Source organism: Agrilactobacillus composti DSM 18527 = JCM 14202, from assembly GCF_001436375.1.
GTDB classification, from domain to species: Bacteria; Bacillota; Bacilli; order Lactobacillales; family Lactobacillaceae; genus Agrilactobacillus; species Agrilactobacillus composti.
Map to the genome: position 1 here is coordinate 143836 of NZ_AZGA01000088.1, position 19255 is coordinate 163090.

Annotated in this window: 16 protein-coding genes; 11 read left to right on the top strand and 5 right to left on the bottom strand. The window is 44.4% G+C overall.

The features are described from left to right. Window positions 1–110 precede the first annotated feature (110 nt). The 3 genes from dhaS (at window position 111) to uhpT (ending at window position 3653) form a co-directional block, all read left to right on the top strand. Complete coding sequence (dhaS, locus tag FC83_RS15825; RefSeq protein WP_035451514.1) at window positions 111–668, top strand: dihydroxyacetone kinase transcriptional activator DhaS; 558 nt, start codon at window positions 111–113, stop codon at window positions 666–668. 221 nt (window positions 669–889) lie between these two features. Further along, a complete protein-coding gene (locus FC83_RS15830; RefSeq protein ID WP_057003003.1) occupies window positions 890–2059 on the top strand; it encodes an iron-containing alcohol dehydrogenase in 1170 nt (389 codons plus the stop codon). A 211-nt stretch (window positions 2060–2270) separates the two neighbouring features. Further along, window positions 2271–3653, top strand: coding sequence for a hexose-6-phosphate:phosphate antiporter (uhpT, locus tag FC83_RS15835; protein ID WP_035451515.1), 1383 nt, complete (start codon window positions 2271–2273; stop codon window positions 3651–3653). A 72-nt stretch (window positions 3654–3725) separates the two neighbouring features. Here the strand turns inward: uhpT and FC83_RS15840 are convergent, their stop codons facing one another. After that, complete coding sequence (locus tag FC83_RS15840) at window positions 3726–5420, bottom strand: oleate hydratase (protein WP_057003004.1); 1695 nt, start codon at window positions 5418–5420, stop codon at window positions 3726–3728. Between the two features lie 18 nt (window positions 5421–5438). Next, window positions 5439–5579, bottom strand: coding sequence for a methanol dehydrogenase (locus FC83_RS17140; RefSeq protein WP_200868842.1), 141 nt, complete (start codon window positions 5577–5579; stop codon window positions 5439–5441). 153 nt (window positions 5580–5732) lie between these two features. Between FC83_RS17140 and FC83_RS15845 the strand changes: the two genes are divergently transcribed. From FC83_RS15845 to FC83_RS15865, 5 genes are all read left to right on the top strand, one after another. After that, a complete protein-coding gene (locus FC83_RS15845; protein WP_035451518.1) occupies window positions 5733–6299 on the top strand; it encodes a TetR/AcrR family transcriptional regulator in 567 nt (188 codons plus the stop codon). A gap of 128 nt (window positions 6300–6427) precedes the next feature. Beyond that, the gene (locus FC83_RS15850) at window positions 6428–7621 is read left to right on the top strand and encodes a YncE family protein (RefSeq protein WP_035451521.1); all 1194 of its coding nucleotides are present in this window, start codon (window positions 6428–6430) and stop codon (window positions 7619–7621) included. After that, the gene (locus FC83_RS15855; RefSeq protein ID WP_035451524.1) at window positions 7608–8402 is read left to right on the top strand and encodes a hypothetical protein; all 795 of its coding nucleotides are present in this window, start codon (window positions 7608–7610) and stop codon (window positions 8400–8402) included. Before FC83_RS15850 ends, FC83_RS15855 begins: the two co-directional genes overlap by 14 nt. Before the next feature lie 503 nt (window positions 8403–8905). Next, entirely contained in the window at window positions 8906–10108 is a 1203-nt protein-coding gene (locus FC83_RS15860; protein WP_052004505.1) for an RNA-guided endonuclease InsQ/TnpB family protein, read from the top strand. Window positions 10109–10281: 173 nt separating this feature from the next. Further along, window positions 10282–11121 (top strand): putative ABC transporter permease, encoded by an 840-nt coding sequence (locus tag FC83_RS15865; RefSeq protein ID WP_052004506.1) that lies wholly within the window; start codon window positions 10282–10284, stop codon window positions 11119–11121. Window positions 11122–11280: 159 nt separating this feature from the next. On the opposite strand, the gene FC83_RS15870 is transcribed toward FC83_RS15865, so the two are convergent. Next, window positions 11281–12072 carry an alpha/beta hydrolase fold domain-containing protein gene (locus FC83_RS15870; protein ID WP_057003005.1) on the bottom strand — a complete coding sequence of 264 codons (792 nt, stop codon included), beginning with the start codon at window positions 12070–12072 and terminating at the stop codon, window positions 11281–11283. 166 nt (window positions 12073–12238) lie between these two features. Between FC83_RS15870 and dat the strand changes: the two genes are divergently transcribed. Next, window positions 12239–13090: a D-amino-acid transaminase gene (gene dat, locus FC83_RS15875; protein WP_035450729.1), complete on the top strand. Its 852-nt coding sequence runs from the start codon at window positions 12239–12241 to the stop codon at window positions 13088–13090. Between the two features lie 12 nt (window positions 13091–13102). Then, entirely contained in the window at window positions 13103–13543 is a 441-nt protein-coding gene (locus FC83_RS15880; RefSeq protein WP_035450727.1) for a universal stress protein, read from the top strand. Between the two features lie 36 nt (window positions 13544–13579). On the opposite strand, the gene FC83_RS15885 is transcribed toward FC83_RS15880, so the two are convergent. Further along, complete coding sequence (locus tag FC83_RS15885; RefSeq protein ID WP_035450726.1) at window positions 13580–13861, bottom strand: hypothetical protein; 282 nt, start codon at window positions 13859–13861, stop codon at window positions 13580–13582. A gap of 422 nt (window positions 13862–14283) precedes the next feature. Between FC83_RS15885 and FC83_RS15890 the strand changes: the two genes are divergently transcribed. Further along, complete coding sequence (locus FC83_RS15890) at window positions 14284–16071, top strand: phosphatase PAP2 family protein (RefSeq protein WP_057003006.1); 1788 nt, start codon at window positions 14284–14286, stop codon at window positions 16069–16071. A gap of 133 nt (window positions 16072–16204) precedes the next feature. On the opposite strand, the gene FC83_RS15895 is transcribed toward FC83_RS15890, so the two are convergent. Further along, on the bottom strand, window positions 16205–19210 hold the full coding sequence (locus FC83_RS15895) for an MMPL family transporter (RefSeq protein ID WP_035450724.1): 3006 nt from the start codon (window positions 19208–19210) through the stop codon (window positions 16205–16207). Window positions 19211–19255: the final 45 nt, after the last annotated feature.

Here is a 19255-nt window from a genome sequence, read left to right on the forward strand (position 1 = left end):
ACGGCCTAAACACTGTTTTTTTATCAAAAATGATCCACACTAGATCTCTTGGGATAATTTTGATTTCAGTAAGCCCCTGGTACTGCCAAATAATTTGGAGGTGCTTTGCCTTGTCCTATCTAACCAAGCAAAGAATTGCGACAGCTGCTAAACAACTGATCAGCCATCAAGAAATTTCAAAAATCAGCGTCACTCAAATCATGCAAATGGCCAATTTACGCCGGCAGACATTTTATGATAATTTCGTAGATAAATACGATCTAATCACTTGGCTTTATAATGATGAGATATCACAAATCATTCATGCCAACATTAATTTTCAACATTGGGCGCAAATCATTTCAGAACTGTGTCTATATTTTGATCATAATCGCCATTTTTATCGCCAAGTCTTTGACAATCATGATCAAAATGCGCCAGAGTATGCCATTGCTATGCATATTGAAGTACTGACCACGGCAATCATCACTGACTTGGTTCACCACGCCCAGATTAAGCTAACAACCGATTATCAGCTGTTCTTGACAACATTCTTATCAAGTGCAGTCACCCACGAAATTAATTCTTGGCTACGCACAGCAACACCTAGAAGTGCTGTACAAGAGACTGATTTTCTCCAGCAAGCCGTGCAAGATATGGCTAACGGTTTGCTGGCCCGTCGTCAGTAGGCCGGCCCAAGCTACAAAATTTTATTGAAGATCCATTCACAAATATCACCACTTGTAAAGCGTTCAAATTTAACAATTTGTCCGCTTGTTAGTTGGCGATTTCAGGGTATGATTTAACTGTAATTTAGTTTATGACAGAAAGGCTTTTCAACCCCATACTGAGCTTGAGCACCCTATCTGTGATTTGTTTTTCAAAAAATATTATAAAGAGGCTATTAATCATGAAAACAAATTTTGATTTTTTAATGCCAAGTGTTAACTTTTTCGGCCCCAATGTCATCGAAAAAATTGGTGCCCGGGCCAAGATGCTAAATATGACTCGGCCCTTAGTGGTCACCGATAAGTTTTTGGAGGGATTACATAACGGTGCCGTCGAACAGACCCTGGCTTCTCTAAAAGCAGCTGGTGTAGCTTATGCGATTTACGACGGGGTTGAGCCTAATCCTAAAATCCACAATATCCAAGCGGCCAAAGCCCTTTATCAACAGGAAAAATGTGATGGCATCATCACTGTTGGCGGCGGCTCGGCCCATGACACCGGCAAGGGCACCGGGATTATTTTGACCAATGGCGACGACATCACCAAATTAGCTGGTATTGAAACCCTATCCAACGCCCTCCCCCCATTGATTGCTGTCAATACGACAGCCGGGACGGGGTCTGAATTGACCCGTCATTGTGTCATTACCAATGAAAAGACCCGCTTGAAATTTGTTGTGGTTTCTTGGCGCAATATTCCCCTGGTCTCCTTCAATGACCCGATGTTGATGCTAGACGTGCCTAAGGGCTTAACGGCAGCCACAGGGATGGATGCCTTTGTCCAAGCCATTGAACCATATGTGTCCACCAATCGCAATGCTATTACAGATAGCCAATGTATTCAAGCCATCAAACTCATTGAAGGCAGTCTTCGAGAAGCCGTTGCCAACGGGCATAATATTGAAGCTCGTACGAAGATGGTGGAAGCTGAAATGCTAGCCGGCATGGCCTTTAACAATGCCGATTTAGGTTACGTTCATGCCATGGCTCACCAATTGGGCGGGCAATACGACGCGCCTCATGGGGTCTGCTGTGCGCTCTTATTACCCACCGTTGAAGAATATAATATCATTGCTGCCCCAGAACGGTTTGCTCAATTGGCGGAGATCATGGGCGAAAACACCCAAGGTCTGTCCACAAGAGACGCCGCTGAACTAGCCATCAAGGCCATGCGTCAAATGTCTGAAGATGTGGGCATTCCTAAGAGCATTAAAGCAATTGGGGCTAAGCCTGAAGACTTCCCATTAATGGCCGAGAATGCCCTCAAGGACGGGAACGCCTTCTCTAATCCCCGTAAAGGCACCAAGGAAGAAATCATCCAATTGTTCCAAGCAGCCTATGATGCCGACTAAAATTTAATTATGAGTTTAACAATCGAGCCAACGGTGTTTTTTGCCACTGTTAGCTCGATTTTTTAGTGCTCAGCAGCACCCAAACACGTTTAATAAAATAATAGTTGATCAATGATGTTCTAATAGCTGTCTAACCTGATTATCCCTCTACCCTTGCTTGCGTTACAATGGAACTGTTATTATTTTATTTATCATTGGGAGGCAATTTGTTTTGAAACACTTTTTTGCATTAAAACGTCCGACACCGCTGGGCTTAGGGGTGACCAAAGAACGCCAATTGTGGTTCAAAGAATTTATCAAGGCGTTTATGGTGGTATTCTTAGTTTATTTTTGCATGTATCTCATTCGTAACAACTTATCTGCAGCTCAGCCATTGTTGGTGCAGCAAAATGGTATCTCAACCACGGCCTTGGGATGGATCGGCTATGGTTTCTCCTTAGCCTATGGTATTGGTAAGACCGTCTTAGGTTATGTGGTTGATGGTAAAAATACCAAGCGTTTTATGTCTTTTCTCTTGATGTTAGGGGCATTGATGACCTTGATCATTGGGATTTTATTCTTGATGGATAAAGCGCCAGTTGGTTTAATATTAGTATTATGGTCCTTAAATGGCCTGTTCCAGTCTCCTGGTGGTTCTGCTTCCCTCTCGACAATTTCCCGGTGGACCACGACAACTTCTCGCGGCAAATACATTGGGATTTGGAACATCTCCCACGAACTCGGCGGTGCCGTGGCGGGGATCATTGCTCTTTGGGGGGCAAATCACCTATTTGCCGGCCATGTAGGTGGGATGTTCATCTTTCCGGCAATTATTGGTTTGCTTGTCGGTTGTTGGGGCTTATTTTTTGGTGCCGATGATCCCAAGGAATTAGGCTGGGATGCCAGCGAAGTTATTTTTGATGAAAAGATTCCAGAAGCTGACTTAGCCGCTAGCACCATGTCCAAATGGACGATCTTTAAGACATTTGTCATGAAGAGCCCTTGGGTTTGGTTATTGTGTATTGCCAATGTCTTTGTCTATGTAGTGCGTATCGGCATTGTCAACTGGGCCCCACTTTATACCGTGCAACAATTGCACTTCACCATCGCCCAAGGTGCCAATACCCTTTTGTTATTTCAATTAGGTGGTATCTTAGGCAGTGTCGTTTGGGGCTGGTTTTCAGATGTCTTAAAGGGACGCCGGGCGGTGGTTTCCATCATTTGTTTGATTTTAACAGCTTTTGTGGTCTTAGGTTACCGGTATGGTACGACGCCGTTGATGATCAATACGGCCCTATTTGGCTTAGGCATGTTGATTTATGGGCCCCAGCTATTGATCGGCGTTTCTGTGATCAGTTTTGTCCCTAAAACTGCCTTAAATGTTTCTGATGGGTTAACGGGCACGTTTGCTTATATCTTTGGGGATCTCATGGCCCAAGTTGGTTTTGCGGCCATTGCGGATCCTAAAAAGAATGGTCTTATGATTTTTGGCCATTTATTACACGGTTGGCAAGATACATTTATTGTCTTCTATATTGCGGTTATCCTGAGTATCCTTGTTTTAGCCATTGTGGCCATTGGCGAGGAAAAACGGATCAAAGCCCAATTTGATTAACGGACTTATCCCATACAAAGGGCGCTAAAGTTGTCAAAACACAACTTTAGCGCCCTTTTAGTAACGATAATATTAACTGAACATCTTTTTAGTAGCGGCTAACAAAGTCTTAGGATCCTTATCATACCGCGGTGTGTCTACCAAGTGGGACATTGGAATACCAGCAAAATGATAGGCAGCGATCTCGCCAGACCGCACGGCACTTTGTTCGGTGAAGACCATTTGGAAAGGTTGTTCGGCAAATTCACCAGTAAAGGCCAAATTTGTCGAATGTTCTGGGATCACTTTTGGCCGATCAACTTTGGCGCGGTTATTAAAGAGGGCTGAGGCGTAAGGCATATATACTGGAATGTTATTGATAATACTAGCCAGTATTTCTGCTTTTTTGGTCTTAATATTGACCGGTCCTGGGTCAACTTTTGACAATTGGCCAATTAATTCTTCAGCCATTTCTTTCCCAGTCATTTCAATATAGGGTTTGTCCACGAACTCACCCCGACGTCTTGGATATAAGAAGTAGCCCCAAATGACCGTTTCATTTGGTTTTTGGGTAGTAAAATGCGGTTGATGGTGCACCACGATAGACATATTCACATCTTTGTAGCCTAAATCGGTGATCGGTGTGGTGGATAGGAATGAATTCAAGGCATTACCTGGCACTTGCGTGGTAATCCGAGTAATTTCATTAAGCAACAAGTGATCTTTGGTGGTCAACGTAAAGCTGACCCACTCACTGGCGTCACGGTCAGCAAAGAACTTATCGGGATTGCCTAAGTTATAAAAGCGCTCGGTGGCTTTCTTCCAAAGGCCAGCCGCTGCCCCATAATCCATATTTTCGGCTGCAGGTGTGTCATAGTCCCCTAAGGTAGCAGAATCGGTGATTGAACCATTGGTGAAGAACACCGCTGTGTCCTCATCCACCGGTACTACCGCTTCTTCACCCGTCTCGGTGTTGGTCATCTTCAAACCAGTGACCGTAATTTCATCTTGCATTTCGGAATTTTTAAAGGTCCAGTCGGTGACCCGGCGATTTAAAATAATTTGACAATTCTGGGCTTTTAAGTAATCAATCAAAGGCAGCATGATACTTTCATATTGGTTATAACGGGTCCGATTGACCCCAACTAAGTGTTCAATTTGGGTGAATTCATAAATCATCTGATGCATGTAACGCCGCAACTCTTGGGCAGAGCTCTTGGTGCGAAAGGCAAAAGTTGTTTCCCACATATACCAGAAATTAGTTTGGAAGATATGGGGATCATCTTGGAAATAGTCGGCAATAGAGACATTATCCAGTTGTTCTTCTTGGCTATCTGGCATTAATACTAATTTGCTTAAAAGCATGCGATCCTTGTTGTTCAGACCTAAATGCCCACCATTGATGATCCCCACGCCGCCTTCAAGTAAGCGAGCTTTATCAAACGTGCGATGTTTCGCATCAAAGTCTCGGGTATCTTCAGAGGCCGTCATACCAGGTTCTGTAACCGAAGGAACGCGGTCTAATAGATCCATCAGATCCACATAAGTCCGGTAGTTCAACATCCGACCACCCCGGGCTACATAACCTTTGGTATTTGCCATAGGATGATTCTTGTTCCAGTATTCATCACCCACGGTATCCGTTGGTGCCCCGTCGTTAGCGCCATGGTCATCTAGGCCATAGAAAGTAATTTGATCACCTTGCCAGTGACCTTCTTGAATTAAATAAACCGCTGCTGCCATGTTCGACAGACCAGCACCAATCATGATTGCTTTATGTTTTACCATCATTACATCTCCAATGTGTTAGTCGTCAGCCTGATTTGCTTCAAATTCATCGTAGGCTGAATAATCATCTTTAAAGAAACCTGTTTTTTTAAGGAAACAATACGTGCCCATCAATGCTGCTGCGACACCTAAGCTAATCGATAAAGTTTTATGCTTCATAATCGTGGCACCTCCATGTGCTATTTAACTTGTTGACAACTCTTATCATAAACGTTCCAAAGGGAATTTAAATAAACAATATATTGCTTTTGTTTAAATATACACCTCTTGGTCATGGTAAACTATAAGTACCTTATTAAAGGAGGGTGCCTTATGTCTGATCATTCCACCAAGCGGGTGTTGGCTGATGCCCTGAAAGCACTCATGCAGACCACCAGTTTAGACCATATCACCATTAATCGTTTAGCTGATAAAGCCCATATTAATCGCAATACATTTTATTATCATTTTTCTGATATCAGTGCTTTGTTGCAATGGACCTATGAGCAAGATATCATTTCACAAGTTGATCCTCTGACCAATATTGACCACTGGCAGGAAGCCTATAAACGCATCATGGCCTACATCACTGACAATCAAAACTTTTGCTTGCAGACTTTTCATTCGTTGAGTCGCAGTATTTTGGATGACTTTTTATTTCAAGTGGCCCAAAACATGGTGGATCAAGTGGTTTTAAGCATCGATGCTTCGATTTCAAAACGTTTGCGGGATGATATTGACAATTTCTTTGGCTGGGCGATCGCCGCACAATTTATTCAATGGTTGGTGTCCGATATCAAAGAGTCGCCGGAAAGCATGATTCAGCGGGCCGAAATAATGCTTTCTGGCACCTTGGAGCATGTGATCACCAATGGCCAAGCCCGGCCCTTTACAGGGTAGTTTATCGCTTTGCTGGTGGATGGGGGATGATTCAATTACTAGTAGGCACATTACTAGACGAGCAACATCAGTTTGGGGTAAATTTATTAAAGTTCTAAAATTAATGATATAATTTAGAGGAAAATGGGATGAATCGAAAAAGTATACTTATTTTATCAGTCACTTTAGTATTAACCGCTATATTTTACTTAGTTTTCGGCTGGGGGCAAGGTACGCTGAAAGTTTATGATACCGAACCCGCCACAAACTACGATGACACCAGCAACGGTGGCATTTATAGTCAAAAGGCCTTTATCAGCACGTTACAAAAATTTAAACGGCTGGATTTGATTGCCCGCTTGGGGCCGGTACCAGAAAAAGATTTAAAGGACTTTTCATACGCACCTAAATATTTCAATTATAAATATGATGATTTTCTGGCCCTGCCGGGATTAAGGGCCACCAAGACCATCAATAGTACCACTGGGGAAGTTGAAATGTGTACCACCATGACACCCCAGGGAGTCACCATAGCTGGGGACTACTTGATCACATCAGCTTATGACCATGATGGCTTTCATAATTCAGTTTTGTACGTTCAAAATCTCCATACTAAAAAATATGTTAAAACCATCGTTTTAGATGGCCGCCCCCATGTTGGTGGCATTACTTACGACCCGAATTCAAACCAGGTCTGGGTTTGTGGCCGGCGGAACAACACCGCGGAAGTCTTTGCCATCTCGATGGCTGATCTTGAAAAATACGATGTCGCCAAAACTAAAAAGCCAATTGCTTATACCCAACGTTCTGGCCTGGGTACATTGAGTCGCGCGTCATTTATCACATATCATGTCAATTCCCTGTTTGTCGGCTTCTTCAATCCGGCTGGTAAAGGCCATGTGCAACGATATGAATTAGATAAAGATGGCAATATTGCCGGACACTCCTTGAATGCCAATGTCACGACACGTTTGGACCTCTTCACAGATTCTGTGTTCCATCAAGATACCATCAAGCAAGTTCAAGGTCTGGCCTTTTATGATGGCTATGCCATCTTGTCTCAATCCTTTGGCCCAGGGAATTCCAAGCTTTATATCTTCAAAGAAGATCGTAATAAGAAGATATATCGGGAATCTGATGCCATTGACACCTTTGAAATGCCGGCCCACTTAGAACAAATCAGCGCCCATGATGGCCGTTTATATATGGTATTTGAATCAGCGGCCTATGCTTATCGCAAGACCAGTCATAACCATATTGATCGGGTCGTGTCCATGAATCTGAAAGATTTCATTCAATTAGTGGTCAAAGAAATGGAGGCCGAAAAAAATGCAAAGCATTAATTCTAAGCGTAAAAAATGGCCTAGTCTATTCAGTGAAACGCCACTAAAATTAACGATCAACGACTGGATCAAGGCCTTCTCGGTGATGTGGCTGACTTATTTACTGTTTAATACCAAAAACCCCTTCGCCAATAGTCTCAATGTTTCTGGCACCACCTTTATCACCAGTGCCACTGCTGGTCTACAAATTCTCATCGTCCTCAGCGGCCTCATATATTTTGGCTTGATTTGCTTAGGCGTGTTCTGGGCTGTTGGCATCAAGGGCTTCCAGCAACTTTTTGCCCGGGCCCGCTTCCGGGATGTTTGGTACGTGATTGGTTATGGCGTGTTATTCAGTGTGTTTCAAAGCATGGGTACTGGGTTAAGTGAGATTATTCCCGTTAATTACAATGTGGACTTGGTAAATACCCTGCAAGCGGCTCAGCTTACCTCTTGGTCCGCCTTTGCCTTCATTGGCATCCATAGTTTCTTTTATCTGCTGGGTAATCAAATCATTGCGATCATGATCTTTTTAGCCATTTATCAAGCTGTCCACCATGTTTTGCCAAAACATAGGCGCTGGGCGATGTTTTTCACCTATCTCATCGCCGCCATCTTAGTGGGTGCCTTAAGTACAACCCCAGCCAATGCCCATTTGGCGCGGAACGTCATTGCGGGGGGGATCGCTCAACTACCTTTATTCTGGGCTTACCGTCGTTCCCGCAATGTGTTAGTGGTCACCTTAGCTGCCTTTTTGATCAATCAACTGGTGATCGCCCTAATTGTTTGGGTTGGTTTCTAATCATCAACCTGCAATAGTCAGTTTGCCGTTGATGACCAAAAATAAATAACGTCTACTTAGCGCCAATCAAGACATTTCCCTTGGTTGGCGCTTTTACTATCTTGATTTTGATAAGAACAATTACATTGTTTTAAGATTGTCAATCATATTTAACCACGATCATATAATAATAATTTATACCTTGAAATTAAAAAACGAATTCATATTCAGATTAAAAATACCGTTTAACATCTGCTCAAATATCTTACTAAAAATAACACACTAATGGTTTACTTCACGCAATATCGCCTATGCATTTTTTACCAATACCCAATCTCACCCTTTCAAACCCCTGCGGTAGGATTACGTTATAATAAATGTAGTCATTCATAGTCAAATGTCAATATCAAAGTCTCATTGTCAGTCGACGAGTTTGGGGTCTAATTTATTTCTATTTTTTGAGCACGAAAGAAGACAAACACATATTCGATACGGTATCCTATAGAGTATAGGAGGTGGATCGAATGCCAGTCAAAACTCACAAGATCAGATGCTATCCCAATGCCGAAATGCGCACTGTTATCGCTGAGCTGATGGACTACAACCGTTTCTGTTGGAACCAGGGCTTAACAACATGGAATGACATGTATGAAGCGTCTCTTATTATGGACGATAAGAAACTGCGGCCCAGTGAGCGTAAAGTGCGCAATGAGCTAGTATTAGATAAAGCTGACTGGCAATATCAGCGCTCACCTCGTGTGCTCCAAACCGCTATCCATCGTTTGCATCAGGCCTGGCGGAATTTCTTTAATCCCAACATGCCAGATGCCCACAAGCCTAAGTTTCACAGTAAGCGGGATCCGAAGCAAAGCTTTACAACGGATCGGGCAACTGTTCGTGGTAAGTTTCTGAGACTGGACCGACCCCGTGAAAGCAAGCATCACTTCACCGACATCAAACTGGCTGAGGGTTTACGTTTTTCTGGCGCCATCAAAACCGTGACGATAATCAAGCACGGTAACAAGTTCTACGCCAGTATCAACGTTTCAGTTGCAGATACACCACGGCCGGCTTTTTATGAAAGTTGGGATATCGGCGGTATTGATCTCAATGTGGGCCATATTAGCTGGAATGGTGGCGAAGTAAGTACCTTCACGCCACAGATGGCTTTTTTACATCAGCGGGTCAAGGTCTATCAAAAACGTCTGGCGCGAAAACGGCGAGAGAATCCCAAGCATTTCCGGTCCAAGAACTATCAACAAACACAGACTAAGCTGAGCCAGACTTATCAAAAGATTAATGCTTTACAGAATGACCTGATCCACAAGTTCAGCCACCGAATTACCAAAGTCTTTGCCGTTCTCTGTTTAGAGGGCCTCGACGTTCGTGGTATGCAAATGGCCAAGAACAAGGTCAAAAACCTACAGCGCAGTCTCTTTCGCCGCTTACGCACGGCGATTGAGTACAAAGCTGCTTGGCAGCATCAGCACGTGGTGATCGCGGACCGTTTCTTTCCGTCCACCCAACGCTGTTCAAACTGTGGCTTCATCAAAACCGCCGACAGTTATGGCGGTAAGATGACGCTTCGAGGCGACAGCATCTATCATCAGCATGACGTGTACCGCTGTTATGAATGTGGTTTGGTCATGAATCGTGATGAGAATGCGGTTCAAAATTTAATTGCGTATGCGGCGGGGCTTCCGCCGGAATGGGAAATCGTTCATTGATGATTCTCCAGTCGGTCACTGTCCCAACTGACTTATTCAGACGGGGGAATATCGGCGTTTACGAAATCAACTAAAAACGTAGCTTAATGGTCTAAAATATGAAGTAATACCATAGACCGGATGTAATCACACTTGATCACATTTGTATACGTTTTAGAGAGCAGGCATCATTTATGACACATGCACAGCAGTTGCTTCAAGCGGAGCAATACTTCAGTAACTGGGTCTTATTCTTTTTTGCATATGGTTTCTTGGGTTGGCTTTGGGAGAGTGCTTATGTTTCCGTGACCCAAAAGCGCTGGATCAACTCCGGCTTTCTCTTGGGCCCGGTGATTCCGGTTTATGGGTTCAGCATGACCGCCGTCTTAGCGATTGTTGAACCTTTTGAGCATAATATTGTAGTCCTCTACATAGCCAGTGCCCTATTGATCACCATCATTGAGTTTTTTACCAGTTGGCTTATGGAAAAATTGTTCCACGCCCGTTGGTGGGATTACAGCAAGATACCTTTGAATTTAAATGGGCGGGTGGCCTTACCTATTTCAGCATTTTGGGGGTTAGGTGTGGTAGCTATTATTAAACTGATCCATCCCTTGGTTGTCCAGTGGGTGGCCCATATCTCTATTCGCTATGGCACCTTTGCCGCCATTATTTTGATCGCATTGATCATGTTTGACTTTGGGTACACCTTAGCCAATCTCCCCGCCTTTCAACAAACTACCCAAAAAATTGGGGCCGACATCGATGCCCGCAAGCAAAAACTTCATGCTGATCTGGCCCAAGCCAGTGCGGATTTAGCGCAACAGCGTGCTTTGTTGGACGCTTATCGCCATGATGAAACAGCCAAAAATCTCTTTCCAAAAACTAGTTATGTTCAACGCCGCTTACTGCGAAGTTTTCCGACATTGCGCTTAAACAATACGAAAACTAAACCCCAAGATATTAGTCAAGTCATCGATATTTTGCGGGATAAACAAAAGCAATCTAAACGGCAAGATAAAACAAATCAATAATTTAACAGCGGCTCGATCAGCGATAATGACAACGTTATCTCTGATTGAGTTTTTTTGGGGGTTGATGGGTTTTGTTTTTGCTGATATATTGAATGCTACAATTTGAGAAAGGTTATCCAAAAAAAACAACCTGCTATCTAGCAGGTCGTCAGTTGTTAATTAAATATGTTGTGCCAAAAAATTCATGGTGTCGTCCAAAACATCCCCCAAATAGCCCTTGGCATGGCGACTACCCGTTAACATGCGCGCCGTAAAGGGGATATTATGAGCAGTTAGCGTTTGGGCCAGTTGTAAAACGCCACTGGTTGGTACAAATTCATTCAAAGAATTGGCCAAATACATGGGCCCCGTTTGATCGGTCACCCGGTGATAGGGGGTAGCAGCTTCATATTGATCGGTACGACCATTAAAATAATTGGTGACAAACCATTTATAAAAAGCATCATTGGCCCCATCTTGATTGATCTCAGCACTGGCTTTGCTGTTAAAGTCCGCCGTTTGACCTTCAGCAGCCACCACATCTTGGTGGGTGGCTAACCACTGATCAATATCTAAAATACCGGATAAAGATACAATGGGAATACCATATTTAATGGCCAGTTCCACGGTCATATTCCCCCCGGCCGAAGAGCCAACCGCTGCAATATGGGCATGATCAAAGTCATAGTCACTGGCTTTTAGCCACTGGTATAAGGTATCCATATCGGCCAAAGGCGCGGGATAATAAGCTTGGGGGGTAAACCGATAGTTGGGCACCACCACAAAATAACCTTGGCCCACCAAGGCTTCAGCCCAGTCACTGTCTTTAGCTTTGTCGCCTCTAAACCAGCCACCACCATGAATATCAATGATACCACCTTTGGCAGTCCCAGTTTCTGGATAATAAATATCCGTCTTTAAATCTAATGTTTTATCATAAACAACATCTTTTTTTGTCTGTACAGCACTCACGACAATACCTCCTGTAATTATGATCCTGATTAATTACCTCTAAAGTACCTTTAAAGCCCGTCCAGTGCAAATTATCTGTCCGATAAACTGAATTTTGCGCGAAATAAATTGTAACCACCGGCAAAATTTGGTACCGTATACATATATACGAAGGACGGTGGCAAACGTGAAAGTTTTATGGAATGATCAAATTGTGGCACGAGAAGCAGTAAAATTGGATATTGAAGATCGGGGCTATCAATTTGGCGATGGTCTCTACGAAGCAGTGCGGGTTTATAAGGGCGATATGTTTATGTTTGATGAACATTTTGACCGTTTAGAACGGTGTGCCAAAAAAATCCGGCTCACGCTCCCCTTCACCCGAATTGAACTGCAAACCCAGTTGTATCGCCTGATATCTGCAGAACAAATTTCAAATGGTGCAGTCTATTTCCAAGTGACCCGGGGCATTGATTCCCCTAGAGATCATCGTATTCCCGACTTTAGCGCTGTTAAGCCAGTGGTCACAGGTAATGTCAGTGCTTATGAACGGCCGCAAGCCATGCAACAAGACGGCCTGAGCGCAACAGTGATCCCGGATGAACGCTGGTTGCATTGTGATATCAAATCCCTTAGTCTTTTGGGCAATGTCTTATCCCTAGATGCGGCTATGCAAAAGGGTTATGGAGATGCCCTCTTGGTGCGGGACGGCTATTTTACCGAAGCTTCTGCTTCTAATTTATGGTTTGTTTTTGGAGATACTTATTACACCCATCCCGATGGCAATCTGGTTTTACCCGGTGTCACCAAGTTACATCTATTAAACTTAATGCGCCAAAATGGCCTGAAGATTAAAGAAGAAGCAGTCCCAGCCGAAAAACTGGCGACAGCGGATGAAATTTTTATTTCCAACTCTATTTGGGAAGTCGTCCCTATTGTCAACGTCGACGGCAACCCAGTGGGCGCTGGTAAAATTGGTCCATTGACCAAGCTGATCCAAGACAAATATATTGCATCAACTAAGTCAAAACTCGGTTAAGGAGGTGCATTTATGGCAATTAAGGCACCCTATCAAAATATTCTTGTGGCAACAGATGGCTCTAAAGAAGCGGTTGCCGCTTTTGATCATGCTGTTGCCTTAGCGCAGTTTTGTCAAGCTAAACTTTATGTGGCTTCTGTAGTCATCCCCCCTTATTTCACCTCCCGCAGCGAAACTGGTGGGGCGGTGTTACGGGATATGATCACCCAATCCAAGGCCCATTTAGCTGTTTTAAAGACCCGGGCCCAAGCCGCCGGGTTTACCAATTTAGAACTAATTCAAGAACAAGGCAGTCCCAGAGACATCATCTCAAAAACCTTACCCGAACGCTTTAACATTGACTTAATCGTTTTGGGAGCCACGGGCCAAACTCGGACCGAGCGACTATTCTTAGGTTCTGTCTCAGAATATGTGACCCGCCATGCTGAAACCAAAGTCCTCATTGTTCGCTAAAAAAGTCACTGTCAATTTTTGGCAGTGACTTTTTTATTAGTCTTTGATCAACGTAATACAAACCTCAGCGTCTTGAAGCGCCTTACCGTTAATATAATGCTCCCCAGCAAAACCTAAGACACTACCGGCGTGGAGATGATGCACTTCGTCATCATCTAAAAAAATGTCAATTTGGCCCTGGGTACAAATAAAGACAACTTGGTTGCCGGGATGATGATGTTTGGGGATGGTATCCCCAGTTGCAACGGCTTTTTTAATCGTTTGAAAACGGTCGTTATTTAAAACGACCCCTAATTGATCACTTTCAGTTCCAATCATCTAAACATCTACTTTCTTTAAGATACTTCTATTATATCCCATTAAAAAAACGCTTCATAGGTAAAAATATAATCATTTTTTGATAAAAAGACACGAACTTTTATAAAAAAGTCTTAAGCACTGCTGATATTGTGGACGCACAAGCCCAGTATGTTAGTATAATTATAATATGCTTAATATTGATACCAGACCAGGGCGAGTTGCGTACGGACGAACCTTGGAATATAAGCATATGGAATAAGTCCTTCGGGGCTTATTTCTTTTGGCCTCATATACGCAGCTTGCGGCATGCCTGCAAAGGCCGCTTAAAAATGTTTGACCTTTTACCATAATTTTACACGTTGTTGGCGGGCTATTTACAAATTTCCGTTACCCTAGAGCTTGTATATTAGTTTTTCAAGTTCATGGGAGGGATTTTATAAATGAAGACCAAGCAGCATACTTTATTTAAAGTTGTTTTAAAATGTTCATTAGCGCTGACCATTGCCAGTACAACACTAGGGGGTACCTTTGCCAATACCCTAGTACCTGCCAGTGCTGCCACGACCACCAGTGTCTTGGCGCCCAGCCACAATGATACTTTAACCCCAGTACCAGCCTCATATGGCTACTTCATTGAACATTATAAAGATAATATTAAGACCAATACATCCCCGCAAACCAATCCAGCCATCGCTATCTTTAACAATACCTTCTTAAGTTATTGGTCCGCACCCGACAGCCTGGCTAAAAATAGCGGCGTATTACAAGAAAATTTGAATAAAGCTATTGCCATCACTAATTCCGCCAATCAAACAGAAATCGACCGCTCTTATCTCACTGACCGGCGAGATTTGCGGTATAACTTGATCAGTGGCTTAGGGCCTTATGCCCCAGCCTTCATTAAGGCTGCCAATGCCAAAACAGACTTTAACAATGTTCCCAAAGCGGCCTTACCAGCCGATGCCCCCTACAGTTCTATGAAGTGGGCGGATGAAGATGCCAAACTGGGGTCCGTGGTGCAATTGGTGGACTTAACAGAGGGTTCGGCTTGGTCAGGGACCGGCACACCTAAGGCTTACATTAAATTCACTCGACCTTATCGGCAAAGTGATCAAGTCAAAGTCAATCCTTACTTAACCAACGTCATGGCCGCTGCCCCACAAAATGACTATGACTTTCCTAGTGGCCATACCACGGCAGCCTTTGAAACCGGGGAAACTTTAGCCTATGTCTTCCCACAACGTTTCCAAGAATTGATCACCCGTTCGTCAGAAGTAGGCTATGATCGGGTCTTGGCCGGCCGGCATTCACCTTTGGCCGTCATGGGGGGTCGAGTTTTGGGGACAGCCATGACCGCAGCCACCTTAAATGACCCTGCTAATCAGGCACTAATCACTTCAGCTTATCAAAATGCGCAAAACACCTTGAGTCAAGCCAGTGATGCCAGTGCCCCAGATACCTTCGCCGATTATCAACAAAACCTCAAAGACTACACAGATCGTTTGACCTATGGCTTTGCACCCATTGGCGTCACCACCAATCCCATGGTGGTCCCTAAGGGTGCTGAAGTCTTATTGAAGACCAGACAACCGTACCTATCCGATGACCAACGCCGGGCCGTCCTGGCTAGTACGGGCTTACCTTCTGGCTACCCTATGTTAGATGACGCCGAAGGCTGGGGTCGCTTGAACCTCTTTGCGGCCGCCAACGGTTATGGCAGTTTCACCGATGCCACTGAAGTGACCATGGATGCTGCCAAAGGTGGTTTTAACGCCAATGATACTTGGAAAAATAATATTTCTGGGACCGGTAGCTTTACCAAAGCCGGCACTGGTGCTTTGACCCTGCTAGGGGCTAACAGTTACACGGGCGGGACCGCCTTGAATGGTGGGACGCTGACAGCTGCCAATCAAACGGCTTTAGGGACCGGCAACGTCACAACCACCAATGGGACCCTGGCTGTGAACACCGATACCTTGAATGTAAACGGCGACTATACTCAAAAGGCCAGCAGCACGTTGCAACTGGATAACAACAGTGCCCTCAATATTAACGGTACGGCCAACTTAGGGGGAACGTTAGTGGTCAATGGTACCAAAGGTGCGCAAAAGACCACGATTTTGACTTACAAACAGCATAGTGGTGAATTCACCAATGTAGTGCTCAAAGGCTTCAGTCAAAACGCCCGGGTGGTTTATAACGCCAACAATGTCCAAATTGAACAATAAACCAGCTGTTGTTTCAAAAATAAGTCCTGCGGGGCTTATTTTTTTTGGCACAAGAAAAGCCCCAGTGAATTCAACGCCGGGGGCAGCGTTATCGAACAACTCACTGGGACTTCATGAAAGGTTTTAAATCAACCTATTTTTTGGTTTTTGCTTGTGGTTTAATGGCCGCATTTTTAACATCTTGAACCTTTTGATACATCTTATCTTTAACATAAGGATAGGTCCATTTGACCATGGCTGACATGACAATTGGTAAGGCAAATACTAGAATCAATAAGCCCACCATCACCACCATGGCGACTTGAATCAAGGTGATCACCCCAGATGGAATCAACGCAGCGAAAGTCCCGCCTAAAATGATGGCGGCGGAGATCACCACCGCACCGATCACGGTAGCTGCACTTAAAATCCGTTGCCGCACATCTGGAATGGCACTGGCATCCCCCCGATATCGCGTCATAAGGAAGATACTGTAATCCACCCCTAGGGCGACTAACATGATAAACCCGAAGAATGGCGTGTTCCAAGTCAACATATCCCGACCTAAGATCAAGCTAGATAACCACCGGGTAATATTTAAAGCACTGACATAAGTCACGATCAACGTCCCAATAATGGTCAAATCTTGAATCACGGAGCGGGTCACGAAGAGTAACGCCACACTGATCCCAATCAACATGATGGCCGCTGTCCGAACAAAATCCCCGTTAGACAAATCTTGCAAATCTGCCGTTTGTGAGGTTTGCCCTCCCATGGCGACTTTGGCGTCTTGTAAGCTGGTATTCTTCAGCTTCGCTTTAATATCCCGCTTAATGGTCCGCATTTGATCAGCAGAAGCCGTGGTGCTGGGATCGCCTTTTAAGACCACCATAATATTGGCAATTTTACGGTCCTTAGACATATAAGTATCTAAAGCTGGTTTAAAGGTCTTACTTTGAATATTGTCTTTAGGGATATAGAAGGTATCCCCCATATAAGAGCCACCCATGCCTTGCAGGTACTGTTTGATAGTCCCAGTCCCATTGTCGATTTGACCCAGGGCGTTGGTGGCATTGGTCAAGCCACTTTGTAATTGGGTCACTTGGGTCCCTAAAGCCTGCATCTTGGTATTCATGGCCTGCACGCCACTATTGACTTGGGCACTGCCATTGGCAACTTGACTGCCACCGCTGACTAGGTTGCTACTGTTATTGTTTAGTTGTTGGGCACCAGAATTTAATTGGGCCACGCCACTGTTTAAACCAGGTAATTGTCCTTGCAGTTGGCCGATGCCGCTACTTAAGGCGTTGGTGCCACTGGCCAATTGATTAATACCCCCACCAAGGGCGGTCAAACCGCTGGCGGCACTGCTCATTTGCGCCGCTTGTAACTGTTGGGCTAAAGCGGACAAGCTGCTAGCCTGTTGTTGCAATTGGGCCATCCCGCTGGCCAGTTGTTGACTGCTGGCGTTTAATTGATTCACGCCGCTGGTCAATGCTGGTGTGCTGGCACTCAACTGATTGGTACCACTGGCTAACTGAGAGACACCAGCTGTATAGGTATTGATCCCTTGGCTAAGATTTTGAGCGCCACTTTGTAAAGTGCTGGTGCCACTGGCTAATTGTTGCACTTGGGCGGTACTGCCAGCAACATTAGCCGCGCTGAGTTGACTATTAGCCTGATTCAACCCGGTTTGCACTTGTTTTAAGCCCGTGCTAGCTTGATTCAAACCAGCCACCAATGTATTTAACTGGCTCTTCAAATACAATTGCTTAATTTCTGTTCCCCCAGGTTGGGTCGCTGAGGAAACTGTCTTAACACCCTTTTCTTGTTTCAAATAATTGGTTAAATCGTCAATTGCTGCTAAATCCTTTTGTGTATTTAAAGCATGTTTGCTTTGAATATAAAGCGTTGATGGTCCAGACATCCCTGCTGGGAAATGTTCTTGAATCACTTCATAACCCTTTTTAGATTGCACGCTGCTGGGCAGCTCATCGGCATCGTTAAAGTTCAAGTTATGTTGAGGTATCAGTAAAATTGGAATGGCCAAAACGGCAATAATCCCAATCATGACGTAGGTATGTTTCAAAGTTGTCTTGGATAACCAGTGCCAAAGCTTGCTAGAACTGCTACCGTCCATGTTGGTACTGGGCCAAAACATATTGGGCCCTAAAGTACTCATGAAGAACATGTTCAAGGTCAATAAAACCAAGAGCAAGACGGCTACACCTACGGCGACGCCCACCCCAGAACGGTACAAGGAGAACTTCGCCAAAGCTAAGACGGTAAAGCCGATCAACACGGAAGTGCCACTGTATAATATCGTCCGGCCGGCGGAGCGTCTCGCCGCTTTTGCCGCCACGGAAGTCTCGGCACCGCTGGATAACTCTTCTTTGAAACGATCATAGAGCAATATATTGTAATCTGTCCCAATCCCAAAGAGCACCACCACTAAAAAGACTTGGGTGAAGTTAGAAATTGGGAAGTTCATGGTCTCCGCTAAATTCATGACAATATTCAAGGAGATCAAGAAGGCCACGGCCACTGTACTGATGGAAATCAAGGGCACAATTGGCGAGCGGAAAACTACGATCAACACGAAGAAAATGAAGATAGCCGCAATCACTTCGGTTTTCTTCAAACCTTCTTGGGTCACGGTGGAAAAGTCATCATTTAAAATATCATTCCCCGTAACGTAAGTCCTCAGGCCGGGGGTTTTAATGGCCTTTAAAATGGTGTCGGTTTGTTTACGGACCGACCCTTGACTCTTCAAGGTGATCATCGCCATCTTAGTGGTACCATCTTTAGAAGTTAATTTCTTCTTAGTGGTGGCATTATCCCCTGGTGCCGTAATGCTTTGGATCTGTATATTTTTATCTTGGCGCAAGTCCTTGATACGATCGTTGATTTGTTCGGTGTCAACACTAGAAATCTTGCCGTCCTTATTGTTGAACACGGCAATCAGTGAGCGAACCTTTTTACCATCGGCAGCTTTCTTTTCAATGGTTTGAGCCACCTGGCTTTGCACGTCTTTAGGCAGTGTGATGCCACTATGGGCCCGGGTAACTGCCGAGACATCTGGTAAGGTAAAAATGGCGATGAGGATCAATACGATCCAAACGATCAAAGGCAAAATATGCTTCTGTCTGAATTTTTCCATTGGGATTCCCCTTTAATAAATTTTTGGTATAATGTGTACAGTTGA